General features: G+C 33.2%; 23 protein-coding genes. 14 read left to right on the top strand and 9 right to left on the bottom strand.

Annotation, left to right across the window (positions count from 1 at the left end):
• Positions 1-30: 30 nt before the first annotated feature.
• The gene (locus HNP99_RS10620; protein WP_173853360.1) at positions 31-1311 is read right to left on the bottom strand and encodes a glucose-1-phosphate adenylyltransferase; all 1281 of its coding nucleotides are present in this window, start codon (positions 1309-1311) and stop codon (positions 31-33) included.
• Positions 1308-2729 (bottom strand): glycogen synthase, encoded by a 1422-nt coding sequence (locus HNP99_RS10625; protein WP_173853361.1) that lies wholly within the window; start codon positions 2727-2729, stop codon positions 1308-1310. The genes HNP99_RS10620 and HNP99_RS10625 overlap by 4 nt, the downstream gene beginning before the upstream one ends.
• Positions 2730-2910: 181 nt before the next feature.
• Here HNP99_RS10625 and HNP99_RS10630 point away from each other — a divergent pair, with 181 nt between their 5' ends.
• On the top strand, positions 2911-3780 hold the full coding sequence (locus HNP99_RS10630) for an alpha/beta fold hydrolase (RefSeq protein WP_173853362.1): 870 nt from the start codon (positions 2911-2913) through the stop codon (positions 3778-3780).
• An 11-nt stretch (positions 3781-3791) separates the two neighbouring features.
• Positions 3792-4181 (top strand): peptide-methionine (R)-S-oxide reductase MsrB, encoded by a 390-nt coding sequence (gene msrB, locus HNP99_RS10635; protein WP_173853363.1) that lies wholly within the window; start codon positions 3792-3794, stop codon positions 4179-4181.
• Between the two features lie 219 nt (positions 4182-4400).
• Here the strand turns inward: msrB and HNP99_RS10640 are convergent, their stop codons facing one another.
• Complete coding sequence (locus tag HNP99_RS10640) at positions 4401-5351, bottom strand: NAD(P)H-dependent flavin oxidoreductase (RefSeq protein WP_173853364.1); 951 nt, start codon at positions 5349-5351, stop codon at positions 4401-4403.
• Positions 5352-5649: 298 nt separating this feature from the next.
• On the opposite strand from HNP99_RS10640, the gene HNP99_RS10645 reads away from it, so the two are divergent.
• From HNP99_RS10645 to HNP99_RS10655, 3 genes are read left to right on the top strand one after another with little or no spacing between them, the layout of a single operon-like run.
• Complete coding sequence (locus HNP99_RS10645) at positions 5650-6264, top strand: hypothetical protein (protein ID WP_173853365.1); 615 nt, start codon at positions 5650-5652, stop codon at positions 6262-6264.
• Between the two features lie 2 nt (positions 6265-6266).
• Complete coding sequence (locus HNP99_RS10650) at positions 6267-6560, top strand: winged helix-turn-helix domain-containing protein (protein ID WP_173853366.1); 294 nt, start codon at positions 6267-6269, stop codon at positions 6558-6560.
• A 53-nt stretch (positions 6561-6613) separates the two neighbouring features.
• On the top strand, positions 6614-8020 hold the full coding sequence (locus tag HNP99_RS10655; protein WP_173853367.1) for a DUF4153 domain-containing protein: 1407 nt from the start codon (positions 6614-6616) through the stop codon (positions 8018-8020).
• Positions 8021-8250: 230 nt separating this feature from the next.
• On the opposite strand, the gene pdxH is transcribed toward HNP99_RS10655, so the two are convergent.
• From pdxH to pyrR, 5 genes are all read right to left on the bottom strand, one after another.
• Entirely contained in the window at positions 8251-8895 is a 645-nt protein-coding gene (pdxH, locus tag HNP99_RS10660; RefSeq protein WP_173853368.1) for a pyridoxamine 5'-phosphate oxidase, read from the bottom strand.
• A 44-nt stretch (positions 8896-8939) separates the two neighbouring features.
• Positions 8940-9845, bottom strand: coding sequence for a ribonuclease Z (locus HNP99_RS10665; RefSeq protein ID WP_173853369.1), 906 nt, complete (start codon positions 9843-9845; stop codon positions 8940-8942).
• Between the two features lie 67 nt (positions 9846-9912).
• Positions 9913-10245 carry a ribonuclease Z gene (locus HNP99_RS10670; RefSeq protein ID WP_173853370.1) on the bottom strand — a complete coding sequence of 111 codons (333 nt, stop codon included), beginning with the start codon at positions 10243-10245 and terminating at the stop codon, positions 9913-9915.
• Positions 10246-10298: 53 nt separating this feature from the next.
• Positions 10299-11225 carry an aspartate carbamoyltransferase catalytic subunit gene (locus HNP99_RS10675; protein ID WP_173853371.1) on the bottom strand — a complete coding sequence of 309 codons (927 nt, stop codon included), beginning with the start codon at positions 11223-11225 and terminating at the stop codon, positions 10299-10301.
• Positions 11226-11268: 43 nt separating this feature from the next.
• Positions 11269-11808 (bottom strand): bifunctional pyr operon transcriptional regulator/uracil phosphoribosyltransferase PyrR, encoded by a 540-nt coding sequence (gene pyrR / locus HNP99_RS10680; protein WP_173853372.1) that lies wholly within the window; start codon positions 11806-11808, stop codon positions 11269-11271.
• Between the two features lie 177 nt (positions 11809-11985).
• On the opposite strand from pyrR, the gene HNP99_RS10685 reads away from it, so the two are divergent.
• Positions 11986-12159, top strand: coding sequence for a hypothetical protein (locus HNP99_RS10685; RefSeq protein WP_173853373.1), 174 nt, complete (start codon positions 11986-11988; stop codon positions 12157-12159).
• Between the two features lie 67 nt (positions 12160-12226).
• On the opposite strand, the gene HNP99_RS10690 is transcribed toward HNP99_RS10685, so the two are convergent.
• Positions 12227-13846, bottom strand: a complete 1620-nt coding sequence (locus HNP99_RS10690; protein WP_173853374.1) for an ABC-F family ATP-binding cassette domain-containing protein — start codon at positions 13844-13846, stop codon at positions 12227-12229.
• Between the two features lie 265 nt (positions 13847-14111).
• Between HNP99_RS10690 and HNP99_RS10695 the strand changes: the two genes are divergently transcribed.
• The 8 genes from HNP99_RS10695 to proB all read left to right on the top strand — a co-directional run bounded on the left by HNP99_RS10695 (position 14112) and on the right by proB (position 24199).
• The gene (locus HNP99_RS10695) at positions 14112-15581 is read left to right on the top strand and encodes an MFS transporter (protein ID WP_173853375.1); all 1470 of its coding nucleotides are present in this window, start codon (positions 14112-14114) and stop codon (positions 15579-15581) included.
• A gap of 107 nt (positions 15582-15688) precedes the next feature.
• A complete protein-coding gene (locus HNP99_RS10700) occupies positions 15689-16873 on the top strand; it encodes a hypothetical protein (RefSeq protein ID WP_173853376.1) in 1185 nt (394 codons plus the stop codon).
• Between the two features lie 462 nt (positions 16874-17335).
• Positions 17336-17953, top strand: coding sequence for a GNAT family N-acetyltransferase (locus HNP99_RS10705; RefSeq protein ID WP_173853377.1), 618 nt, complete (start codon positions 17336-17338; stop codon positions 17951-17953).
• Between the two features lie 133 nt (positions 17954-18086).
• Positions 18087-19280, top strand: coding sequence for an argininosuccinate synthase (locus HNP99_RS10710; RefSeq protein ID WP_173853378.1), 1194 nt, complete (start codon positions 18087-18089; stop codon positions 19278-19280).
• 327 nt (positions 19281-19607) lie between these two features.
• Positions 19608-20585: an N-acetyl-gamma-glutamyl-phosphate reductase gene (gene argC, locus HNP99_RS10715; protein WP_173853379.1), complete on the top strand. Its 978-nt coding sequence runs from the start codon at positions 19608-19610 to the stop codon at positions 20583-20585.
• A gap of 78 nt (positions 20586-20663) precedes the next feature.
• Positions 20664-21800 carry an aspartate aminotransferase family protein gene (locus tag HNP99_RS10720; RefSeq protein ID WP_173853380.1) on the top strand — a complete coding sequence of 379 codons (1137 nt, stop codon included), beginning with the start codon at positions 20664-20666 and terminating at the stop codon, positions 21798-21800.
• A 305-nt stretch (positions 21801-22105) separates the two neighbouring features.
• The gene (locus HNP99_RS10725) at positions 22106-23302 is read left to right on the top strand and encodes a glutamate-5-semialdehyde dehydrogenase (protein ID WP_173853381.1); all 1197 of its coding nucleotides are present in this window, start codon (positions 22106-22108) and stop codon (positions 23300-23302) included.
• A gap of 135 nt (positions 23303-23437) precedes the next feature.
• Positions 23438-24199, top strand: a complete 762-nt coding sequence (gene proB, locus HNP99_RS10730) for a glutamate 5-kinase (RefSeq protein WP_173853382.1) — start codon at positions 23438-23440, stop codon at positions 24197-24199.

Genomic DNA, 24199 nt, shown 5'->3' on the forward strand with positions numbered 1-24199 from the left:
GACTATTAGTATAAAAATAATTTTTGATTGCTATTCTATTCTATAATTATCTGGTATAATTGCACCTTTTTTAATGACTACAATACCTTCTTTAATAGCATATAAATCATTATTAAAATCTGCAAGATGTTGTCCACCATTGATATAAATATCATTCCCTAGTCTGCAATTTTTATCTACAAGAGCATTATTTATAAAACACCTTTCTCCTATTCCTATTAATGTTTTATTATTGGCTTTATCTTTATCCATATCTTCTAGGCTTTGATAAAAATCATTACCCATTACATAAGTATTTTGAATTACACTTCCTTCTCCTATTCGAGAACGAATCCCAATAACCGACTTCTTTATCTCCTTAGCACTAATAATACACCCTTCAGATATTAAGGATTTTTCAATTAGCGAATTATTAAATTTAGATGGTGGTAATAAACGCGGTCTCGTATATATTTTATTGTCATTATCGAATAAGTTAAATTTTGGAATGTCATCGGTTAAACCAATGTTAGCCTCAAAAAACGAATCTATATTACCAATATCAGTCCAATAACCCTCATATTGATAACTTAATAACTTGCGTTTCCCTACAGCTTGCGGAATAATTTCTTTTCCGAAATCTTTAGTGTCTGGGTCAGCCATTAACTCAATCAACAACTCTCTATTAAAAATATAGATTCCCATAGAAGCCAAGTATAATTTACCCTCGCTTTTCATTTGATCACTCACCTCCGACTCCCAGTCAACTAATAATTCCTTAACTGGTTTTTCTATAAACGATTCAATACCGTTCTCATGGTTTGTTTTTAATATTCCAAAATCAGGTGCATCTTTAGCATTTACTGGTAAAGTAGCCACAGTGATTTCGGCACCAGAATTTATGTGGGCTTCAATCATATCGTTAAAATCCATTTGATACAACTGATCTCCGGATAAAATTAAAGCGTAATCAAAATCATGATTTAAAAAATGCGGCATGCATTGTCTTACAGCATCTGCTGTGCCTTGAAACCACGTAGGATTGTCTGGAGTTTGCTCCGCAGCTAGAACATCTACAAATGCTTGACTAAAAGCATTAAAAGTGTAGGTGTTTTTAATGTGCGCATTTAAGGAAGCTGAGTTAAATTGGGTTAAAACAAACATTCTCTTAATGTCTGAGTTCATACAATTTGAAATAGGAATATCAACTAATCTATATTTCCCAGCAATAGGCACTGCAGGTTTTGACCGTGTAGCAGTTAAGGGATATAATCTTGAACCTTGACCTCCACCTAGAATAATCGAAACAACATTTTTCTTTTTGACTCTCATACTTTTGCTATTAATAATTTGTACATTTCTAAATACTCTTGACAAACTCGCTCCCAGGAATGGTCTGTGTTCATTCCTAATTTTATTATTTTATTTAAATGATCTTTATCTTGGTATAAATTTATTGCTCTTTGAATAGAATAAAAAATGTCTCCTACTGAAGCCTGATCATGACATATACCATTTCCTCCATCTCCAAAATCGATTACGGTATCTTTTAAACCGCCCGTTCTCCTAACAATAGGCACCGTTCCATAGCGCATAGCGTACATTTGGTTCAAACCACAAGGTTCTACTCGTGACGGCATCATTAAGAAATCAGCACCACCGTAAATTAAATGGGCTAACTCTTCATTATACCCTATGTAGGTATTGTAATTGCCTTTATAATCAATTAGCAAACTATTGAGGTCTTTTTCTATTTCAGTATTCCCAGAGCCTAGAATTAGAATATTAATTTCTTTATAATTTTGTGATAATGCTAGTGCAGCAGCTTGTGGCAATAAATCACCTCCTTTTTCTTCCAGTAATCTCCCTATAAATGAAAATAATGGTTTGCTTGGATCCAAATTGAATAATTTACACAAGACTTTTTTATTGTCGCTCTTTCCTGTTTCAAATGCTGTAATGTCATAATTATTTTCTAGCATTTTATCCGTTTCGGGATTCCAAACGTCAGTATCTATTCCGTTTAAAATGCCTATTGATTTATAACGCACCATGTTAAATAACGGTTCAAGACCATTTGCAAACTCATTAATTTCATCTAGATAACTAGGAGAAACAGTCGTTACCTGCCAAGCACACTTTACCCCTACAGCAAGAGAGTTAATACAATTGCCCCATTCTAATAAATTAGCATGCTCTAAATTAAATTCAGCTAAGTAATTTAGTTTATCAAAACCAAATTGTCCTTGATACAAACCATTATGTATGGTAATAATAGAAGGGACTCTTCTTAATTTCTCGTATTTATAGCTATACAACATCATAAACGGAATCAATCCTGTATGATGATCGTGACAATTTATAATATCCGGCATACACTCTCGAGAAACAATCCAGTCTAACGTTGCAATTTGAAAGGACACAAAACGCTCTATGTCATCTTCGTAACTATATACATTAGGTCGGTCAAATAATTCTGGTATGTCAACGAGGTACAATTCAAAACCCAATATATCTGTGGCTTCTTTAAGTATGTTAAAACAAAAATCAAACTTACCTAGCTTAACACTACCTGAATAAACGCTCTCAAAAACATTCTCTTTTTTAAACTTGGTGTCATAACACGGTATTATAACTTTTACATCTTGGTTGGCTGCTTTTTGATACTTAGGTAATGCACCTACTACGTCAGCTAAACCTCCTACTTTTGCAACTGGGTAACATTCTGCACTAATGTGAAATATTTCCATTCGTTAATTTTGAAATGCTGTTAATTATCTGGTTTTTAAAAGATAGCCTTATTTCTAACACAACAACCGTCATGTAAGTCATAATAAAGGCAGTAATTATTTATAAAATACAGTACATTTATCTTTTTCTAAAATTAGTGAAAAATAAATAAAATAAAAGAGCTCTTAAAAATTTATTGATATGTCAAAAAAGAAACCTAATACTACACAATCCACAAAAATTCCCGCCATAATTACGGGAACAAGCAAACTAATCTCATATATTTCTCCAAAATTAACCACACTTTTTGCTTCTAAATTATTTACAACGCCTATAAAACACAAAACTCCTAAGCGAGAATTTGAAATGATTGCTAATAGTATTCAAAAAAAAATTCTTATCCCTGAAATAAAAAAGGAAGTTGTAGTCTATGAATATGGTATTAGTGACAAAAAAGTTTTACTCGTTCATGGATGGTCTGGTCGCGGGACGCAATTAGTAAAAATTGCAGACGAATTTATAAAAGCAGGCTTTTCAATAATAAGCTTTGACGCGCCTGGACACGGTAAATCTCCTGGAAACAATAGCATCATGGTCGATTTTATTGCCACAATTCATGAAATAGACAAACTATATGGTCCGTTTGAAGCTGCCATTGGACACTCACTTGGTGGCATGTCAGTAATTAATGCCATTAAAGAAGGGCTTAAAGTAAAAAACGCTACGATTATAGGTAGTGGCGATGTAGTTCAGGATATTATTGATGATTTTATATCTAAATTAAAATTACCAGCAAAATATGCAGTATTACTTAGAGAGTTTTTCGAAAAAAAATACGGCGGAAAAATGAGTGACTATTCTGTTTTCAAAGCAGCTCAGAGCCTCACAATTCCCGTTTTAGTAATTCATGACAATCAAGACTATGAAGTTCCTGTATCTGCAGGTCTTAATATATACAAGCATTTAGCTAACGGCGAACTAATGCTAACTGAAAATCTAGGACACCGAAAAATATTAGGCGACACCCAAGTTATCGAAAAAGTCGTTAACTTTACACGTACTCATCTATAAAAAATCACAAAATGGAATATCCTTTAAATAAAACTGAAGAACAATGGAAAGAAGAATTAGGTGAAGAAAGATACCAAATTCTACGCCAAAAAGGAACTGAAAGAGCACACACTGGAGCATATAATCTAAATTACGAAAAAGGGACTTATTGCTGCGGTGCTTGCAAGGAACCGCTTTTTGCAAGTGACTCTAAGTTTGATGCTCACTGCGGTTGGCCCTCTTTTGACGATGCCATTCCCGGAAAAGTAAAAAATGTACTTGATAAATCACACGGCATGATTCGTACCGAAATTGTTTGTGCAAATTGTGGAAGTCATTTAGGACACGTTTTCAATGATGGCCCCACACAAACAGGACAACGTTTTTGTGTAAACTCCCTTTCTGTGGATTTCGAGAAATAGTAAAATAAGATTAGCTTGGAGGTGCCCTTCCTAAAAAAGTCAGGTCGCGCTATCCGCTACAAGTCTGCGCTCTTCCTGCGTCAGGCTGTGGGCTTTTCGCTACTATCCCTCACCCATAAAAGTGTATAAATCACTCATAAAAATAAAAAAGCTATTATATCACAACCGGATATAATAGCTTTTTTTTATAGGATATTTGTCAAAACAAACATTGTAATATTAAGAACAAATTCGGTCAACAATTTTAGAAACAGTACTTATTTCAGTCGTGTTTTCAATTGTAGGACCAGCAACCCAAACCGTTTTATACGTAACCTCAGTTGCCGCTTTTGTCACTGCATTAGAACCTATCATATAACGGATCATTTTAACCCATTTTTTTAAGGTTTTATTCTTGTTTAAGGTTCTTTCTATCCAAGATTGTCGGGTACCTACTTTTTGAACATAAGGCGTGTTAATTACGGTACAAGGCGTTCCTGAAATTTTCTCAGTCAATACAATGTCTTTTGCACTATAATCTACACAAGCTTGTTTGTATTCTTCTGAAACTCCCGACTCTATTGTCGCAATAAACGGACTACCAACTGATACCCCTACTGCACCATACGACATCATTAAATCCAATTCTTTCTTAGTACTCACACCACCTGCTGAAATTACAGGTAACATAGTATTTTCGTTTAATTCTTTGATTAATTTCTCTGGCGAAAGATTTCCGCGGTGCCCTCCTGCTTGATTGTTTACTGCTATTAAAGCATCTCCTCCAAGACTCTCTACTTTTTTGGCGAAAGCCAAATCAGTTACGTCACAAAAAACTTTAATTCCAACTTTATGAGCTGCATTAATCGTTTCTTCAGGCGAGCCTAAAGAGGTAATTATAAAGTCTACTTTTTCCTCACATAAAACCGCTAGTTGGTCTTTATATTTGATATTCGATTTATTCACAATTAAATTATAACCAAAACTTCCACCAGGAACTTTAGCCGCTTTCAATTCTTGAATTGAAGCACGCAACTCTTCTAGCGTACGGTAATTCAATGCTGGAATGCATCCAGCAACACCCGCTTTCATTCCTTCGATTACCATTTTAGTATTCGAAACAAGAAACATAGGCGCCATAATTAACGGACGATTAATTTGCAATAGTGATGTAAGCGTAGGTTTTATCATTTTTGGGATTTTTTAATCTAACAAATATATACAAATTTACTATGCGTGCCTAGTATATTTGTCTCAAACCAAATTATAGGAATTCCTTTTAATCACTTTTATGCCATACAATATCAAAAAATACAAATGTAAATTACGTTACTTTAAAATCAATAAATCGTAACTACTTAATAAATAGTGTTTTAATTTTTAAATTATTTTAATTTAAAATATCATTTATCACAACAAGAAAATTTAAACACTTTTTCTTTTATTATTTGAAATAAATTATAACTTTGCAATTCAAAGTACTTTAATTATGAGTCAAAAACACCAAGAAGATTTAATGCACATTCGTTCTATGATGGAACGCTCTTCCCGTTTTATATCCTTAAGTGGATTGTCTGGCGTATTTGCAGGACTATCTGCCTTAATTGGTGGTTGCTATGTGTACTTTAGATTAAAAAACATAGGAGTTGATTATCTAAATAATGAAAATAAGTATTATGATCGTGCCTTGGTCAATGAGTTCTTTATTGTGGCACTGATTGTTTTGTTTTTTGCTTTGACTTTTGGGATATTTTTCACTTTACAAAAAAGTAAAAAAAATAAGCTCCCTATATGGACATCAACTACTAAGAAATTATTAGTAAATCTAGCGATTCCTTTGTTTGTAGGTGGTTTATTTTGCTTATCACTATTATTACACGATTTGTTTGTTTATATAGCGCCCACAATGTTACTCTTTTATGGTTTGGCGTTAATCAATGCTGAGAAATATACTTTTTCTGATGTGAAATACCTTGGATACCTTGAGCTACTTTTAGGCTGCGTATCGTTATTTTTTCTAGGAAAAGGACTTTTATTTTGGATTGCTGGTTTCGGGATATTACACCTACTTTATGGAATTATTCTGTATAAAAAATACAAATAACCATGAGTATTATAGGCAAACTAAATAAGGATTTTGAAAGCAGAGTAAGATTGGGCATTATGTCTATCTTACTGGTGAATGATTGGGTAGACTTTAGCGAAATGAAAGCCTTACTTGAAGTAACTGATGGAAACCTAGCCAGCCATTCTGCTGGATTAGAGAAAATGAATTACATAGAAGTAAAAAAAGAGTTTGTAGGTAAAAAACCGAGAACTTCATACAGAGTAACCAATATTGGGCGCATTGCTTTTAAAGAGCATTTAAACTTTCTTGAAAAATTAATAAAATCAAAATAACCCTTTTTTTAACTTTTTACTTTGAAAAACAAAGTACTTTTAAATAATTAATTATGAAAAAACACCAATTAATCCTCGTTTCTACAGCTATCTTCACGTTACTATTTTACAAAGAAGGTATCGGTCTTAATTTAGCGCTCTTTTCTTTACTCCTAATTGGTTTGATTGTTTATCAAACGACTAATAAAAGTTTATTATTTAAACTCTTAACTGGTACGGCATTATTATCAGCATGCTCATTTGCTTGGTATGGAGATATAGCTTCTTTTATTGCCGTTTTTTTATCATTAGTTTTTTTACAATTTCAAAATAAAGACAGTCAAATAAAACTTATTCAATCAATTCCTATTGTTATCCTTAATGCCATCACATCAATTGGAAGACCGTTTATCTTTAGCCAATGGTTTCCAAAAACAAAAATAGGTAACGATACTGCCAAAAAAATAATAGCGTATTTCTTGATTCCTACCCTTTTTATTGTGGTGTTTTTTGTAGCTTACTCTTTTGGTAGTGATACTTTTTCATCCCTTTTTATATATGAATTAGACTTAGATTTATGGCAACTAATTTTAATTTCACTATTAGGCTTTTATATTTCATTCAGTTTTTGGAATTACTTTGTTCCTGAATATTCTAATAAAATAAATGTCAAATTAGAAAATGATTTTTCATCAGAATCGAAAGATAAAAATAACCGAAGCTTTTCTTTTTTAGATTTAGAATTTGAACGAAAAAGCGGGGAAATTTCACTGATCTTACTTAATATTATGTTACTCGTTTTTATTGTAACTTATAATTACGAGCAATTTTTTAAAGTAGAAACGGTTACTAATCTTAGTGCCGCAATTCATGATCGCGTAAATGCTGTAATCATTTCGATAATTATGGCTGTAGGAGTTATTCTATTTTACTTTAAAGGAGGTTTCAATTTTGATACTAAAGCAACATTACTAAAGCTTTTAGCAAAAATATGGATTGGCTTAAACGGAATATTGATTATTAGCTCAGCTATAAAAAATTCAGAATACATTATGCAATATGGACTAACCTATAAACGACTTGGTGTTTATGCTTTTTTAGGAATCACACTAAGCGGTTTAATTTTTACTTATTTCAAAATCAAAAAACAAAAAACAAATGCTTATTTATTTAACCACATGGTTTTATGTTTGTATGGTTTGGTTTTACTATGTGCTTTTTTTAATTGGGGAAATTTAATAACAACATATAATATTAAAACAAATAAAGGAGTAGATGCAGAGTTCTTAAGCAATTTAAATTTTAATGATGAAGTTCGAAGAGCATATTTTATAGATCAAAACTTAAATGGTGATTATAATGAGGTGTATAGAGAAAAAAACATTTATCGCAATCAGAATGAGCATTTTCTATCTAAAACACTTTATTATGAATCAATTCCAAAAATAAAAGTCGTACCAATACAGAAAATAAATAGATAATAAAAAAAGCTGACAGAAATTAGATTCTGTCAGCTTTTCTATTAATTAACCAACCAAGTAATTATCTATTATACATACTACTTTTCGGTTATGTTTATAGTAGATTTAGGGCGAAATCTTAACTATTGTATTGTTGTAATTCTCTTCAAATATATGCTTTATTCAGACAAAAGACGAAATAAACCCGACGAAATACATCTTATAATTATATATTACAGAAAAACATTACATCAAGGAGATAGTCTTTCAATTTTCCAAGTGTAATCTTCTCCGCTAGTATAACGTATTCTATCATGCAATCGATTGGGTCTTCCTTGCCAGAATTCAACTTCTACAGGAACCACTAAATAACCGCCCCAATGTTTGGGTCTCGGAATTACAATACTATCATAATCCTTTTCTAATTGCAATAAATTTTCTTCTAAATAAGCACGAGAAGGAACCACCTCACTTTGGTTTGAAACAATTGCACCAAGTTTGCTTCCGTCAGGACGTGATTGAAAATAATTATCAGAAACATGCTCGGATACTTTTTGAGCTATTCCTTTTATAATCACTTGTCGTTCCATACTGTGCCAAAAAAATGACAAACAAATATGAGCATTTTCGGCTATAGCCTTTCCTTTTTCAGAATTATAATTGGTGTAAAAAATAAAACCTTCTTCAGTAAATTTCTTTAATAACACCACCCTAGCCTTTGGAAAACCATCAATTCCTATTGTAGAAACAGTCATAGCATTTACTTCTTCGGTACCCCCAAAATCTTCTATTTCATGAAACCATTTGTTAAAAAGATTAATTGGATCTTCAGGAACATTTGTTTCTAATAGCTCACTCTTTTCATATGATTTTCTGTAATTACTTAAGTCGTTCATATTGTTTATTTTTGGATAATAATAAAATTAAAAATTGTCAAACTTTAAAATTCAAAGCTTTTACCATCATCAGCTAACAAAACATTTGGAAAAATAGTAATAGCTTGCTCTTTGAATAATTCAATATTGTCATAACGCGTTGAATAATGCCCTAAAATTAACTGTTTCACATTTGCTTTAAGCGCTATTGTTGCCGCTTCTTTAGCTGTAGAATGCATAGTTTTTCCTGCTAATTTCTCTTCTGATTCTAAAAAAGTACTTTCATGATACAATACATCTACGTTTGCAATCAACGGAATAATAGCTTCATTATAAACCGTATCAGAACAAAAAGCATAACGCATAGGTAAAGGTGGATCTAGTGATAATTTAGCATTATCAATCACCTGACCATCATCTAGAGTAATGTCTTTTCCGTTTTTTATATTTTGATAATAACACTTATCTATTTCATAGCTTTGAACAGCCTGAATATTTAATTTACGTGTTTCTGTTTTTTCTTCAAATAAATAACCATTAGTATAAATACGGTGTTTTAACGGAATAGTGCGCACTAAAACCTTGTCATCTTCAAAAACTACCACACTTTCTTTAGCTTCTAGTTCGTTAAAATGAAGATTGAATGTTGGCCAAGAATTCGATAATTTCAATTGCAATTTAATAATCTCTTTAATTCCCTTAGGTCCGTGAATATATAAGTCGGTTTTCCGTCCCAATAACATAAAGGTCGAAATTAACCCAATAAGTCCAAAAAAATGATCGCCATGTAAATGCGAAATAAAAATATGGTTAATCTTTGAGAATTTAATTTTGTTTTTGCGAAGTTGCACTTGTGTTCCTTCACCACAATCAATAAGAAATAATCGGTTTTTAATTTCTAAAATTTGAGCTGTAGGATTGGTAAATGTACGTGGTGTGGCTGCATAGCAACCAAGTATAGTTAAATTCAATTGTAAAGTTTATTCGGTTAATCCTAATTGGCATTCGATTAAACAATCTAAGAAATAGTTTTTTTTTTTAAAACCCTAAATCGCGTTCAATCTCTTCCATTTCTATAATATCATGTGCTTCTAAAAGTGACGGAACAACCGTAAGTTTATCAGAAACAGCATTAAAATCAATGTCATTAGCAACAATTACAAAAGATTTTTTAGCTTTTTTATGTTGTGTAGCAAGCGGTAAAAACAATTCAATATCTTTTGCAGTTAAATCACTGTGGTACGAGAGGTCAATCGTAATATTTTGTTTTTCGAATGTTTTATATTGATGAGTAACTTTCATTAAAAAAGAAGTAAAATCACCTTGAGTATCTTTAATTATAACAGTATGTGCTTTTTGATCTACTTTCATTATCGTTTATTTTAAAGAATTTATAGGAGCTAAGGTAATACCCTTTTTTTAAATTATTGAATTTTTGAAGCCAAAAGATAAATTACCGCCATTCTAATTGCTACGCCGTTTTCTACTTGATTTAAAATTACAGATTGGCTAGAATCAGCCACGTCAGATGTGATTTCGACTCCTCTATTTATAGGTCCTGGATGCATTACTACGATTTCTTTATTTAAAGAATCTAATAAGGCTTTATCTAAACCATATTGTTGTGCATATTCTCTTGTTGAAGGAAAAAAATTCACATCCATACGTTCGTTTTGCACGCGAAGCATGTTAGCAACATCACACCATTCTAAGGCTTTTCTAAGATTAGGTTCTACAGTAACACCTAATGATTCAATGTATCTAGGAATTAAAGTTTTAGGACCACAAACTTTAACTTCTGCTCCTTGCATTTGCAATGCGTAAATATTAGAAAGAGCTACTCTAGAATGCAGAATATCACCAACAATAACCACTTTTTTTCCTGCTACGTCTCCTAATTTTTCTCTAATAGAATAACTATCTAATAGCGCTTGAGTAGGATGCTCATGTGCTCCATCACCAGCGTTTACGATACTCGCTTTAACATTATTAGATAAAAAATGGGCTGCTCCAGGAGTAGCATGACGCATGACCACCATATCTACTTTCATGGAAAGAATGTTGTTGACAGTATCAATTAAAGTTTCTCCTTTTTTTACAGATGATTGTGCTGCCGAAAAACTAATTACATCGGCTGAAAGTCTTTTTTGAGCTAATTCAAAAGAAAGCTTGGTACGGGTACTATTTTCGAAAAAGATATTGGCAATAGTAATATCACGCAAAGAAGGTACTTTCTTTATAGGTCGGTTAATAACTTCTTTAAAATGATCTGCTGTTTCAAAAATAAGGTCAATATCATTCTTGTTAATGTATTTGATACCTAATAAATGATTTACGCTTAATTCTTTCATTCTTTTTCGATTAAATATTTTATAAGATTAACTCTTGAATGGTCTAATTTGTAATTAAATAAACGCCGTCTTCACCATCTTTCTCTTTCCAGTTTACCTTCACTTTTTCATCATTAATAGCATCGACTTGTCTGCCTCTATAGTCTGGTTGAATAGGTAAATTGCGACTAAAACGTCTGTCAATTAAAACGAGTAATTCAATTTCTGATGGTCTCCCAAAAGATTGAATCGCTGTCAACGCAGCACGAATACTTCTCCCTGTAAACAAAACATCATCAATAAAAATGACTTTTTTGTTTTCGACAATAAAATTGATTTTAGTTTTATTTGCTTCTAAAGGCTTATCGGTTCTACGAAAATCATCTCTAAAAAAGGTGATGTCTAAATAACCCAACATGATTTCAGGCGTATTGTATTCCTTTTCTAGAATTTCCTTTAAACGTTCAGCCATAAAAGTTCCTCTAGGCTGAATCCCTACTATAATTGTATCCTTAAAATCGAGATGTTTTTCAACTAATTGACAAGCCAAACGGTGTAGAATGATGTTGACTTCTTTTGAATTAAGTAAAACTTTTTGAGTCATAGTAAGATATAATGTTTGGTTATGCAAATATACAAATTCAAATGTATGATTTCTAAAATAAAGACGGAGAAAATGCATCTCATAATTTCACAACTCTTTAATATAATTATATAATTGGGTCCACACACTAACTTTGTAATTTTACTTTATCAAAATTTAACACTTAAAATCAAAATCATGAGAAATAAATTAACTCGATTATTAATGCTAAGCATAGTATTATTTTCATTCACAAGTTGCGAAGTTGTAGGCGGAATATTTAAAGCAGGAATGGGTGTAGGTATCTTTATTGTGATTGCAATTATTGCCTTAGTTATTTTTGTAGGCGCAAAAATGTTTGGAAAAAAATAAAATCATAAAAAACTCCTGTAAATTTAATTACAGGAGTTACTATTTTAGTATATCAATAAACAATTGTTTATTTAGCGTACATTTTTGTTCTTAATTCTTGTGTTTTCTCGTCATCTAGATACTCATCAAAAGTCATATAGCTATCAATTGCGCCGTTAGGTGTCAACTCTACTACTCTGTTACCAACCGTTTGTGCAAATTCGTGGTCATGAGTGGTAAAAATAACCGATCCTTTAAAGTTTTTTAAAGAGTTGTTAAATGCGGTAATCGACTCTAAGTCCAAGTGATTTGTAGGTTCATCAATCATCAAAACGTTAGCTCTTTCCATCATCATTCGGGACATCATACAACGTACTTTTTCTCCTCCTGATAACACTCTACATGTTTTTAATGCTTCTTCTCCAGAGAAAATCATTTTCCCTAAAAAGCTACGAATATTTACTTCATCACGTTCTTCCTCTGTTTTAACCCATTGACGTAACCAGTCTACAAGAGATAAATCATTTTCAAAAAAAGCGTGATTTTCAACTGGTAAATAGGCTTGATTAGTTGTTACACCCCAATCATAGTTACCAGTGTCTGCTTTTCTATTTCCATTTAATATTTCATAAAAAGCAGTTGTAGCTCGAGAATCTTTAGAAAATAATACAATCTTATCTCCTTTTGCCATATTCAAATCTACACCTTTAAATAAAAGTTCACCATCAATAGAAGCGCTTAGATTTTGGATGTTTAAAATTTGATCTCCCGCTTCACGTTCTTGGTCAAATATAATTGCCGGATAACGACGACTTGAGGGTTTAATCTCTGAAATATTCAATTTCGAAATCATTTTTTTACGAGAAGTAGCTTGCTTAGATTTGGCAACATTGGCACTAAAACGACGAATAAACTCTTCCAGCTCTTGTTTCTTTTCTTCGGCTTTCTTGTTTTGTTGTGCGCGTTGCTTAGCTGCTAATTGACTAGACTCATACCAGAAAGTATAATTACCTGAATAATGATTTATTTTACTAAAATCAATATCCGAAATATGCGTACAAACTGAATCTAAAAAGTGACGGTCATGCGATACAACAATTACCGTGTTTTCATAATTTGCTAAAAAGTTTTCTAACCAAGCAATGGTTTCAAAATCCAAATCATTGGTAGGCTCATCCATGATCAATAAATCCGGGTTTCCAAATAAAGCTTGCGCCAAAAGGACACGAACTTTTATTTTCCCCTCAAGATCTCCCATCAAGGTATAATGATGTTCCTCACCTATACCTAAATTAGATAACATTGAAGCAGCATCTGAGTCGGCATTCCAACCATTCATCTCTTCAAACTGTACTTGTAACTCCCCTATTCTATCCGCATTCTTATCGTTATAGTCTAAGTAAAGTTCGTCCATTTCTTTCTTGACAGCATACAAAACTTTGTTTCCCATTATTATGGTTTCCAAAACAGTGTGCTCATCAAACATATTGTGGTTTTGGTTTAAAACCGACATACGTTTACCTGGTTCAAGATGGATATGTCCTGAAGTAGGATCCATCTCACCTGAAATTATTTTAAGAAATGTTGATTTTCCAGCACCATTGGCTCCAATAACCCCATAAATATTACCGTGTGTAAAGGTGGTATTTACTTCGTCAAATAGGATTCTTTTTCCAAATTGTACTGATAAATTATTAACTGTTAACATGAATGTCTTTTTATAAATTTGTGCAAAATTACAAAAAAAATACGGATTCTAAGAATTGCTTTACGCTTTAAATACACCCCTCAAATTTCTTAATTTTATAAGTTTACCAATCGTTATAAATAGATATAAATCAATCAAATACTTCAAAAAATATACATTGAATAATTTTATCAATTTTTTTTAAAATATATTTTTTTTTGATAGCCTTTAAATATACATTTACGTTCGAACTAATAAGCTATTTTAAATCTAATCACTAACTATTATGAATTCAGAAAATGTACAAACCAAATGGGGACAATTCATCTCGCTGATCATTGTTTTCTTTTTTTGGGGTTTTGTTGGGTCTGCTAATGACATACTAATACCCGTATTCAAAAAAGTATTTACCTTGTCTCAAGTTCAGTCTCAACTGGTGGCCTGGGCATTTTATGTAGCCTACTTTGTAGGATCAATTATCTTTTTCCTGATTTCATTAAAAGTAGATGTTTTACAAAAATTTGGATACAAAAAAACATTATCAGCAGGTTTGTTGCTGTCAGCAGTTGGATCATTCTTATTTGTACCCGCAGCTACAATGCAAAGTTTTCCTTTTTTCTTGACTGCCTTATTTACAGTAGGTCTTGGATTTTCTATTCAGCAAATTGTAGCGAATCCACTAGCAATTAAAATGGGAAGTCCCTCTACTGGCGCACACCGATTGACTTTAGCTGGTGGAATCAATTCATTTGGAACTACAATTGGTGCCATTTTATTAGGAATAGCATTATTTGGAATGGGGAATGATAAAAAAACAACCCTTTCTCTTGAAGATATAAAATTACCCTTCATCATTTTAGGGATAGCTTTTATTGTGGTTGCCATTTTTATGAATTTTTCTAAAATTGAAAATCCTACAAAAATTGAAAAAACAATTATAACTGAAGGTACAGATAAATTCCGAATTCTAGATTACCCACAATTATACTTAGGAATGTTAGGGATCTTTATATATGTAGGAACTGAGGTAACTATAATTAGCAACCTACCGGCATTGTTACATACTGCCGAGTTTGGCAGAATTCTAGAAGATGCCATTTCTCCTTTTATTGCTTTATATTGGGGAAGTTTAATGATTGGCCGCTGGAATGGTGGTGTGAATGTTTTTAATACTTCAAACCTTGTCAACACAGCGCTTAAATTTATCGTACCCGCAATAGCATTTGGAGTTATTATTGGAGCCAACGTTTTTGCACAACATGATGTTTCTTCCTTTTATATTTACCCAATCTGGATTTTACTATTTATTGGAGTAAGTTTTGTAGGAGGTAAAAATGCTGGAAAAACATTGATGCTTTTTGGTCTTTCTGGATTATTAATGATGTTTGCAGGTCTCGTTTGTACCGATACTGAAATTGCTAAATTCTTCTTTATATCTGGAGGGCTATTCTTATCAATTATGTGGCCTTCTATTTTTGATTTAGCTATAGCGGGATTAGGAAAAAATACTGGTAAAGCATCTTCTTTCTTAATCATGATGATTCTTGGAGGGGGAGTTATTCCGCTAATTCAAGGAAGTATTTGCGATATCGATCTTACTAGTCCTAATGGAATATTTGGTATTTCATGGACGCATTTCTCTTATGTAATTCCGTTACTTGGTTTTGCATATTTAGGATGGTACGGTTTTTACTGCCCTAAAATTTTAAAAAGACAAGGAATTAACCATGTCGAAACCGAAGGCGGAGGGCATTAATGATAAACTAATACATCAAAACCATCAAATCTACTTTGATGGTTTTTTTATGGCATCAATTTTGAAATCATAGCTTATATAAAATATATTTGTCTAAAATTAGCATTATGAAAAAAACAATACTCTTATTCACTTTTATACTATTTATCGCTTCTTGTGGGGTTAAAAAAACTCAAAACTTATTAAGTGAAGGTGATTATGATGCCGCTATTGATCGCGCTGTAGAAGGGTTACGTTCCAATAAAAATGCTAAAGGAAAACAAGATTATGTTTATTTACTTGAAGAGGCTTTCGCCAAAGCTAAAGAACGTGACTTACGCAATTTAGACTTACTTGCTAAAGATGGGAATCCGCGTAACTATGAAGTGATTTACAAAACGTACTTACAATTAAACAACCGTCAAGATAGAATCAGACCCATACTTCCTTTGCCATTATTGAATAAAGGTAGAAATGCTTATTTTCCTTTCGACAATTATAATGACAAGATTATCTCTAGTAGAAATACTTTATCTAAATATTTATACGATAATTCAAAAGCATTAATGCTTACCAATGACAAATTAATATTTCGTCGTGCTTACGATGATTTGAATTATTTGAACCAAATTAACCCCAACTATAAGGACGTTGTTAAATTAATGGATGAAGCGCAATTCAAAGGAACTGATTTTGTTAATATTGCTTTAAAGAATGAAACAAATATGGTTATTCCAACACGTTTGCAGCAAGATTTACTTGATTTTAGCACTTACGGAATGAATGAAAAATGGACAGTCTACCATAATGTGAAACAAAAAGGCGTTAACTATGATTATGGACTAATTATAAATTTCACCAACATTATGATTAGCCCTGAACAAGTTAAAGAGAATGTTTTTTACAAAGAAAAACAAATTAAGGACGGCCTTAAAACACTACTTGATAATAGAGGAAAAGTGGTAAAAGACAGCCTAGGAAATGCAATAAAAATTGATAATTTTAAAACTGTAAAAGCACGAATTTATGAGTCTAACCAGTTTAAAGCTTGCCAGGTCACGGCCAACGTTGATTATGTAAACCTGAAAACTAACCAGCTATTACAATCGTTTCCTATAAACAGTGAGTTTATTTTTCAAAATAGTTATGCAACTTTTAAAGGAGATAGAAGAGCTTCTGATGAGGAGTATAACGCGTATTTTGACCGTGACTACTTACCATTCCCTACAAATGAGCAGATGGTTTTTGATACTGGTGAAGACTTAAAAAATAAAGTGAAAAATATTATCCGAAACAACCGACTCGGAAATTAATTTTAAAACTCACTAATAAGCAGCTCTTTAAGACTACAATCTTAAAGAGCTATTTTGTTTTTAATAACATCCTACTTTAATTTTGTGATAATTTTTTTTTTTAATCAATGTATTATATTAATATGTACTTTTGCAGTAATGAAAAATAAAAGTTTACATATAACTTCTATCTCACGGATAAAATTGACTCCTGCTTCGCCCGAAGTACGGACACTATTACTATAGTGTTTATTTAAGTCATTCGATTTTATTCATTTTTTCATTTTCCTGTTTTGAAATTCCAACTGTATTCCATTGGATTTACATATCCAAAAACCTATATTACAACTGTATTGATACCATTTTTAACTAAATGTTATTCAATTACTTATACTCGTTTATTAAATAATAAATCGGTAACTTTCAGTCGTATTTCTGCTACTATCAAACAATCATTTTTAACTCAAAAATTCATCTTTTAAAATGAATATCTCCATTATTATAGCACAGGAAGAACATTTTAAGTACGCACAAGTTATATGCGATACCATAGAATCATCTGCCCTATTGAGAGGAACCGGAATAGCAAAACGTACTCCGGAATACATCCAGAAAAAGATGGAAAATCAAGATGCCGTAATTGCACTAGTTGATGGTGTTTTTGCAGGTTTTTGTTATATCGAAAGCTGGCAAGAAAGCAACTATGTCGCGCACTCTGGATTGATTGTACATCCTGATTTTAGAAACCTTGGCTTAGCCAAAAAGATTAAATCCAAGGTATTTGAATATTCATTGAAGAAGTATCCCAATGCAAAGGTATTTGGAATCACCACTGGTTTAGCAGTAATGAAAATCAACTCTGACTTAGGCTACAAACCAGTACCGTTTTCGGAGTTAACCACCGATCCTAGTTTCTGGAAAGGCTGCCAAACCTGTACTAATTACGAAATCCTAAAAAGCAAAGACAATAAAATGTGCTTGTGTACTGGAATGCTGTATGATCCAAAAGAGAAACCAAAAGTACCACCAAAACATACGTTCAATACCCGGATTTGGAACCGATTGAAAAAAATAAAGCAAGCGCTTTTCTTAGAAGATTAATTCCTAGTCCTCCCAGAAAAATAGGGAGATATAACAGGGAAATACCGAGAAGCATAGAAGAATTAATTAAAATAGTAACCCAATAAACGTCCCTTCCTTCAGAAAGGTCGTTGGGAATAAAAATAAAATCAAAATGAAAAAAGTTGTATTAGCATATAGTGGCGGTTTAGACACATCTTATTGCCTTAAATATTTAAAAAACGAAAAAGGATACGAAGTTCACACTGTTTTAATCAATACCGGTGGATTTGATGACGAAGAATTAAAAGCAATCGAAGAGAGAGCCTACGAGTTAGGAAGCGCCAAACACGCCAATCTAACCATCGTGGACAAATACTACGACAAAGCCATTAAATATTTAATTTATGGGAATGTATTAAAGAACAATACCTACCCATTATCAGTAAGTGCTGAGAGAGTTTTTCAAGCGATTGAAGCTATTAAATACGCCAAATCTGTTGGTGCAGAGGCAATCGCACACGGTAGCACAGGTGCAGGAAACGACCAAATCCGTTTTGATTTAATTTTCCACACCATCGCTCCAGAAATCGAAATCATCACGCCTATTCGTGACTTGAAATTGTCAAGACAAGAAGAAGTAGATTATTTATCAAAAAACGGTGTGCATTACTCTTGGGAAAAAGCGCAATATTCGATCAATAAAGGACTTTGGGGAACAAGTGTGGGCGGTAAAGAAACGTTGACTTCGCACCAAGCGCTACCTAGTGAGGCTTACCCTTCTCAATTAATTAAAGAAGGAGAAGAAAAAGTAACGCTTGAATTTAAAGAAGGAGAAATTATTGCTGTAAATGGTAAAAAAGACAAACCTTCTAATAACATCGTAACCTTAGAAAAATTGGCTAATGCCTACGCCATAGGTCGTGATACTCACGTAGGTGATACCATTATTGGGATTAAAGGAAGAGTTGGTTTTGAAGCCGCTGCTCCACTAATTATCATCAAAGCGCATCATTTATTGGAGAAACACACGCTTGGTAAATGGCAACAATATTGGAAAGAGCAACTAGGGAACTGGTACGGAATGTTATTTCACGAAGGACAATTTCTTGATCCTGTAATGCGTAACATCGAGGCCTTTCTTGAAGACACTCAAAAAACAGTAAACGGAACCGTGACGGTTTCCTTAAAACCGTATCATTTTTCGCTTGATGGAATCAAATCGGATAATGACTTGATGACAAATAGTTTTGGTCAGTATGGCGAAATGAACAATGCCTGGACGTCTGATGATGCCAAAGGATTTATCAAAATTTTAGGTAACGCCCAAAACATTTATTCAGCAGTAAACAACGAAACTTACGAATAAGATAAAGTATATTTTTTTGGAGCAGAAACATTTTGTTCCTCAAGAAATCCAGTCCCGCTTTCCGTTACAATCTTTTCCTTTTTCAAAAAAAAGGAAAAGGATTTTCACTACAATCGGGGCTAATGAAGAACATTTTGATTTATCAAGATGTTTCTCAAAATAAAAAAGTTGAAGCTATAAAATATAGACTTTGAAAAAATTATAACCATTAAGAAATTAAGTTTCATTAAGCTTAATTTACCTTAATTCCTTAATGGTTAAAAAATAAAAATGTTTTAAAATTTAGATTGCGTTTTTTATAAACAAACAATCTTAAAAATAAAAATTATGATTAACATAGGAATAATAGGCGGATCAGGATACACAGCAGGAGAATTAATAAGAATCTTGATGTTTCACCCTAATGCAAAAATTGATTTTGTTTACAGCACCACAAATGCTGAAAAACCCTTATCTGTTGCGCATCAAGATCTAATGGGAGATATCGAAATGAATTTCACCGATACTGTGAACCCCAATGTTAATGTACTTTTTCTTTGTTTGGGACACGGCAAGTCGATTTCATTTTTAAAAGAAAATCCGTTTGCAAGTCACACAAAAATTATCGACTTAGGGAATGATTTCCGTCTAATCAACGACAAAGATTTCGACGGGAAATCTTTTGTTTACGGATTACCGGAACTAAATAAAACCAGCATTAAAAACGCCAACTATATCGCCAATCCAGGTTGTTTTGCAACCGCAATCCAACTAGCATTATTGCCACTAGCTGCTGACGGATTGTTGAGCGAAGATGTACATATCAATGCCACAACAGGAAGTACTGGAGCAGGTGTAAGTTTATCAACTACTTCGCATTTTAGTTGGAGAAACAACAATTTCTCGCATTACAAAGCTTTCGAACACCAACATCTAGGCGAAATAAACCAAAGCATCAATCAATTGCAAGCATCGTATGCCAACGAATTGATTTTTGTACCCAACAGAGGAGATTTCCCCAGAGGTATTTTTGCTACGTTGTACACAAAATCAGACGAAAGTTTAGAAGAACTGCTTACAAAATACCAAGCGTTTTATAAAGACCAACCCTTTGTAACTGTTACCACAGAAAACATCAACATGAAGCAAGTAGTACAAACCAACAAATGCATTATCAGTTTAATGAAAAAAGGAAACCGGGTTTTGATCACCTCAGTGATTGATAATTTACTAAAAGGCGCCTCTGGACAAGCCGTTCAAAACATGAACCTCATGTTTGGACTGAACGAAACTACAGGGTTGCATTTGAAACCATCAGGATTCTAAAAATTTGTTTCAAGTTTAAAGTTTCATGTTTTACGCGAACTTGAAACTTTAAACCTTAAACTAAAAAAACAAAAAACCATGAACTTATTTGACGTTTACCCATTATACCCTATCACTCCTGTAAAAGCATTAGATTGCACCATTACAGATGAGAACGGAATCGAATATTTAGATTTATACTCTGGTCACGGAGTTATATCCATCGGACATACGCAACCGTATTACGTTGCTAAAGTAACCGAACAATTGAATAAATTGAGTTTTTACTCGAATGCGATCCAGAATCCATTGCAAGTGGAACTAGCCGACAAACTAGGAAAACTTTCTGGCTATACCGATTACAGTTTGTTTTTATGTTCATCTGGTGCCGAAGCAAATGAAAATGCTTTGAAAATGGCCTCTTTTCATACTAATAAAGCAAGAGTAGTCTCTTTTGAAAACGCTTTTCACGGACGTACGTCTGCAGCTGTGGCAACTACAGATAACAAAAAAATTGTTGCGCCGATTAATGCGCAACAAGTAGTTACTTTTTTACCCTTGAACCAAATCGATTTGGTAGAAGCCGAATTAAAAAAAGGCGATGTGGCTTGCGTAATCATTGAGCCTATTCAAGGTGTAGGTGGTTTAGACCAAGGAACAACCGAATTTTTTCAAGCACTTGAAAAAGTTTGCAAAGCTCATGATGTGGTTTTGATTATGGATGAGGTACAATCTGGTTTTGGAAGAAGCGGGAAGTTTTTTGCACACCAATTTCATGGCATCACACCAGATATTATTTGCATGGCCAAAGGTATGGGGAATGGTTTCCCTATTGGTGGTATTTTAATTGCTCCGCACTTTAAAGCGAGCTACGGATTGCTTGGGACTACTTTTGGTGGTAGCCATTTGGCTTGTGCTGCAAGTATTGCCGTTCTTGAAGTGATCGAAAAAGAAAACTTGATGGCAAACGCTATCCAAGTTGAAGCTTACTTTTTGGAAGCCATTAAAGTGATTCCAGAAATCATTAAAGTAAAAGGAAGAGGATTGATGCTAGGAGTCGAATTTGATTTTGACGTGAGCGCTTTGAGAAAGAAAATGATCATCGAAAAACATATTTTCACCGGTGGAGCAAACAATAAAAACTTATTGAGAATTCTACCTCCTTTGACGATTACTACTGATGCTATTGATACTTTTATAGTGGCTTTGCAGGAATCGTTGGCAGAGTTGAAATAATTATTAAAAGTAGCTAAGCGACTAAGTCACTGAGTTGCTAAGTTTTAGACATAAAGTAAAATCTGAGAAAAAATAATTGCACGCAAATATTGCAGATTTTAAAAATTTTTAAATATTTACTGAAATACACTCCGATCAAATAGGTGTAATTTAAGGAATATAATCAAAGATAGTGTGCGTGAGGGATAGCAGTGAAGCTCTTTTTTTATCAATTGCCACGGGTTTTAACCCGTGGTAATTGATAAAAAAAAGCGGAAACGAATAGCCCGACCCGATAGGGACACGCCCAAAAAAATATAAATAAAATGAGCAAAATACTTCCAATCGAAAAGAGAAATGCTGTTTTAAGTACCATGGCAGTACTTTTAGAGCAAGAAAGAGCGAACCTTAAAGCAGTAAATCAACAAGACTTAAGCAATTATTCTGGGGATGATTTGGCTATGGAAAAGCGTCTACTTGTTGATGACGAGAAGATTGACGGAATGATTTTGTCATTGCAACAATTAACGAGTCAGGAAGATCCGGTGGGAAAAGTTCTTTTTGATTTTACACACGAAAACGGAATGAAAATCAGCAATAAAACAGCTGCTTTTGGAACTATTTTGATCATTTATGAATCGCGTCCTGACGTAACAGTGGAAGCGGGTGGAATTGCTTTTAAGTCGGGAAACAAAATTTTATTGAAAGGCGGAAAAGAATCATTGCTGTCTAATTTAAAGATTGTGAGTCTTTGGCATCAAGCGCTAAAAGATAATGATGTTGCTACTTCATGGGTGGAATATTTGAATTATGACCGCACCAAAACACAGGCTTTTTTAGAAAATCCAACACAAAAAGTGGACTTGATTGTACCGCGTGGTGGCGAACAACTAATAGCTTTCACAAAGAAGCACGCTACTTGTCCCGTTATTGTAAGTGGTCGCGGAAACAACTTTGTATACGTAAATAAGGAGGCCGATTTAGAAAAAGCAATAGCAATAATAATTAACGGAAAGACCTCAAATATATCCGTTTGCAATGCTTTGGATAAAGTATTAATTGATACCAACGTTCCAAACTGGGAAGTTTTTGCAAAACAATTAGTGACAGAATTACAACTCTTTAATGTAACCGTTTTAGGAGATGCAGCTGTTGCAAAAGCGACTGGAGTAAAAGCAATAGAGGCCGATTTGATTTGGTACGAAGAGTTTTTAGATCATAAAATTGTAATTGGCGCGACCAATTCTGATCAAGAAGCGATTGACAAAATCAATAAATATTGTGGCGGACATTCGGCTTCTATAATTACAGAAAATAACGAAATCGCGCAGGAGTTTATGGATAACGTAGACACGGCAGCCGTTTATCAAAATGCCTCTACCCGATTTACCGATGGAGGACAATTTGGACTTGGCGGCGAACTCGCAATAAGCACCGATAAACTGCACCAACGTGGACCAATCGGTTTGCAACATTTGGTAACCAATAAATGGTATGTTTACGGAGAAGGACAGATAAGGTAGTTCCAAAATAGGCTTTCGGCTATGAGCCGTGGGCTATGTAAAAAGGTGTTGATAAAATCGATTCCTTTAAAAAATTAATTTATTTACAAAGCTAAAAGCCCATTGCTGATAGCTGTATGCCCAAAGCTCAAAATTATGGCTAAAAAAAGAATATTACTAAAAATAGGCACCAATACCTTAACAAGAGAAACCAATCATATTTCGAGAGGAAAGATTGAGGATATTGGAATGCAAATTGCAGCCTTGAACGAAGAATATGAGTTTATCATTGTAAGTTCTGGCGCTATTGCTGCTGCAAAACAATTTGTGAAATTGGAGAGCAAAGGAAAAGAAATAGTGGTTAAACAAGCTTTGGCTTCTATTGGACAACCACATTTAATGCGGATCTTCCATGAAAATTTTAGTGATTTAGGATTGCTGACTTCGCAGTGTCTACTCTCCTATTCCGACTTTGAAAAAGACCAGTCAAAAGTAAATATTGTCAATACGATTAATGTTTTAGTGGAGAACAATTACATTCCGATTATTAATGAAAATGATACTGTTGCAACGGATGAAATTCGGTTTGGTGACAACGATAAATTAGCGGCATTAGCGGCAGTTTTATTAAAAGTAGACATCTTAATCATAGCTACTAATACAAATGGAATATATACAAAATCGTCTATTCATGACGCTGTACCGGAAACGATTTCTTTGGTTACAGACCTACAACTTCTAGACAAAGAAGTAGGCGACGCTAAATCATCACAAGGAACCGGTGGCATGCAATCTAAGATAGAAGCGGCTGCAATTGCAAAAGCAGCTAATATTGAGACTTGGGTTGTGAATGGTTTAAATGATAATTTCATTTTGAATGCCTTGCAAAACAAAATACCTTTTACTAAAATTAAATAA

Origin of the sequence: Flavobacterium gelidicaeli (assembly GCF_013294005.1) — a bacterium.
GTDB lineage: Bacteria > Bacteroidota > Bacteroidia > Flavobacteriales > Flavobacteriaceae > Flavobacterium.

What these genes read in the sequence shown, in the direction of transcription:
- HNP99_RS10620 (WP_173853360.1), bottom strand. Translation starts at nt 1,311, where the DNA reads ATGAGAGTCAAAAAGAAAAATGTTGTTTCGATTATTCTAGGTGGAGGT.
- HNP99_RS10625 (WP_173853361.1), bottom strand. Translation starts at nt 2,729, where the DNA reads ATGGAAATATTTCACATTAGTGCAGAATGTTACCCAGTTGCAAAAGTA.
- HNP99_RS10630 (WP_173853362.1), top strand. Translation starts at nt 2,911, where the DNA reads ATGTCAAAAAAGAAACCTAATACTACACAATCCACAAAAATTCCCGCC.
- msrB (WP_173853363.1), top strand. Translation starts at nt 3,792, where the DNA reads ATGGAATATCCTTTAAATAAAACTGAAGAACAATGGAAAGAAGAATTA.
- HNP99_RS10640 (WP_173853364.1), bottom strand. Translation starts at nt 5,351, where the DNA reads ATGATAAAACCTACGCTTACATCACTATTGCAAATTAATCGTCCGTTA.
- HNP99_RS10645 (WP_173853365.1), top strand. Translation starts at nt 5,650, where the DNA reads ATGAGTCAAAAACACCAAGAAGATTTAATGCACATTCGTTCTATGATG.
- HNP99_RS10650 (WP_173853366.1), top strand. Translation starts at nt 6,267, where the DNA reads ATGAGTATTATAGGCAAACTAAATAAGGATTTTGAAAGCAGAGTAAGA.
- HNP99_RS10655 (WP_173853367.1), top strand. Translation starts at nt 6,614, where the DNA reads ATGAAAAAACACCAATTAATCCTCGTTTCTACAGCTATCTTCACGTTA.
- pdxH (WP_173853368.1), bottom strand. Translation starts at nt 8,895, where the DNA reads ATGAACGACTTAAGTAATTACAGAAAATCATATGAAAAGAGTGAGCTA.
- HNP99_RS10670 (WP_173853370.1), bottom strand. Translation starts at nt 10,245, where the DNA reads ATGAAAGTAGATCAAAAAGCACATACTGTTATAATTAAAGATACTCAA.
- HNP99_RS10675 (WP_173853371.1), bottom strand. Translation starts at nt 11,225, where the DNA reads ATGAAAGAATTAAGCGTAAATCATTTATTAGGTATCAAATACATTAAC.
- pyrR (WP_173853372.1), bottom strand. Translation starts at nt 11,808, where the DNA reads ATGACTCAAAAAGTTTTACTTAATTCAAAAGAAGTCAACATCATTCTA.
- HNP99_RS10685 (WP_173853373.1), top strand. Translation starts at nt 11,986, where the DNA reads ATGAGAAATAAATTAACTCGATTATTAATGCTAAGCATAGTATTATTT.
- HNP99_RS10690 (WP_173853374.1), bottom strand. Translation starts at nt 13,846, where the DNA reads ATGTTAACAGTTAATAATTTATCAGTACAATTTGGAAAAAGAATCCTA.
- HNP99_RS10695 (WP_173853375.1), top strand. Translation starts at nt 14,112, where the DNA reads ATGAATTCAGAAAATGTACAAACCAAATGGGGACAATTCATCTCGCTG.
- HNP99_RS10700 (WP_173853376.1), top strand. Translation starts at nt 15,689, where the DNA reads ATGAAAAAAACAATACTCTTATTCACTTTTATACTATTTATCGCTTCT.
- HNP99_RS10705 (WP_173853377.1), top strand. Translation starts at nt 17,336, where the DNA reads ATGAATATCTCCATTATTATAGCACAGGAAGAACATTTTAAGTACGCA.
- HNP99_RS10710 (WP_173853378.1), top strand. Translation starts at nt 18,087, where the DNA reads ATGAAAAAAGTTGTATTAGCATATAGTGGCGGTTTAGACACATCTTAT.
- argC (WP_173853379.1), top strand. Translation starts at nt 19,608, where the DNA reads ATGATTAACATAGGAATAATAGGCGGATCAGGATACACAGCAGGAGAA.
- HNP99_RS10720 (WP_173853380.1), top strand. Translation starts at nt 20,664, where the DNA reads ATGAACTTATTTGACGTTTACCCATTATACCCTATCACTCCTGTAAAA.
- HNP99_RS10725 (WP_173853381.1), top strand. Translation starts at nt 22,106, where the DNA reads ATGAGCAAAATACTTCCAATCGAAAAGAGAAATGCTGTTTTAAGTACC.
- proB (WP_173853382.1), top strand. Translation starts at nt 23,438, where the DNA reads ATGGCTAAAAAAAGAATATTACTAAAAATAGGCACCAATACCTTAACA.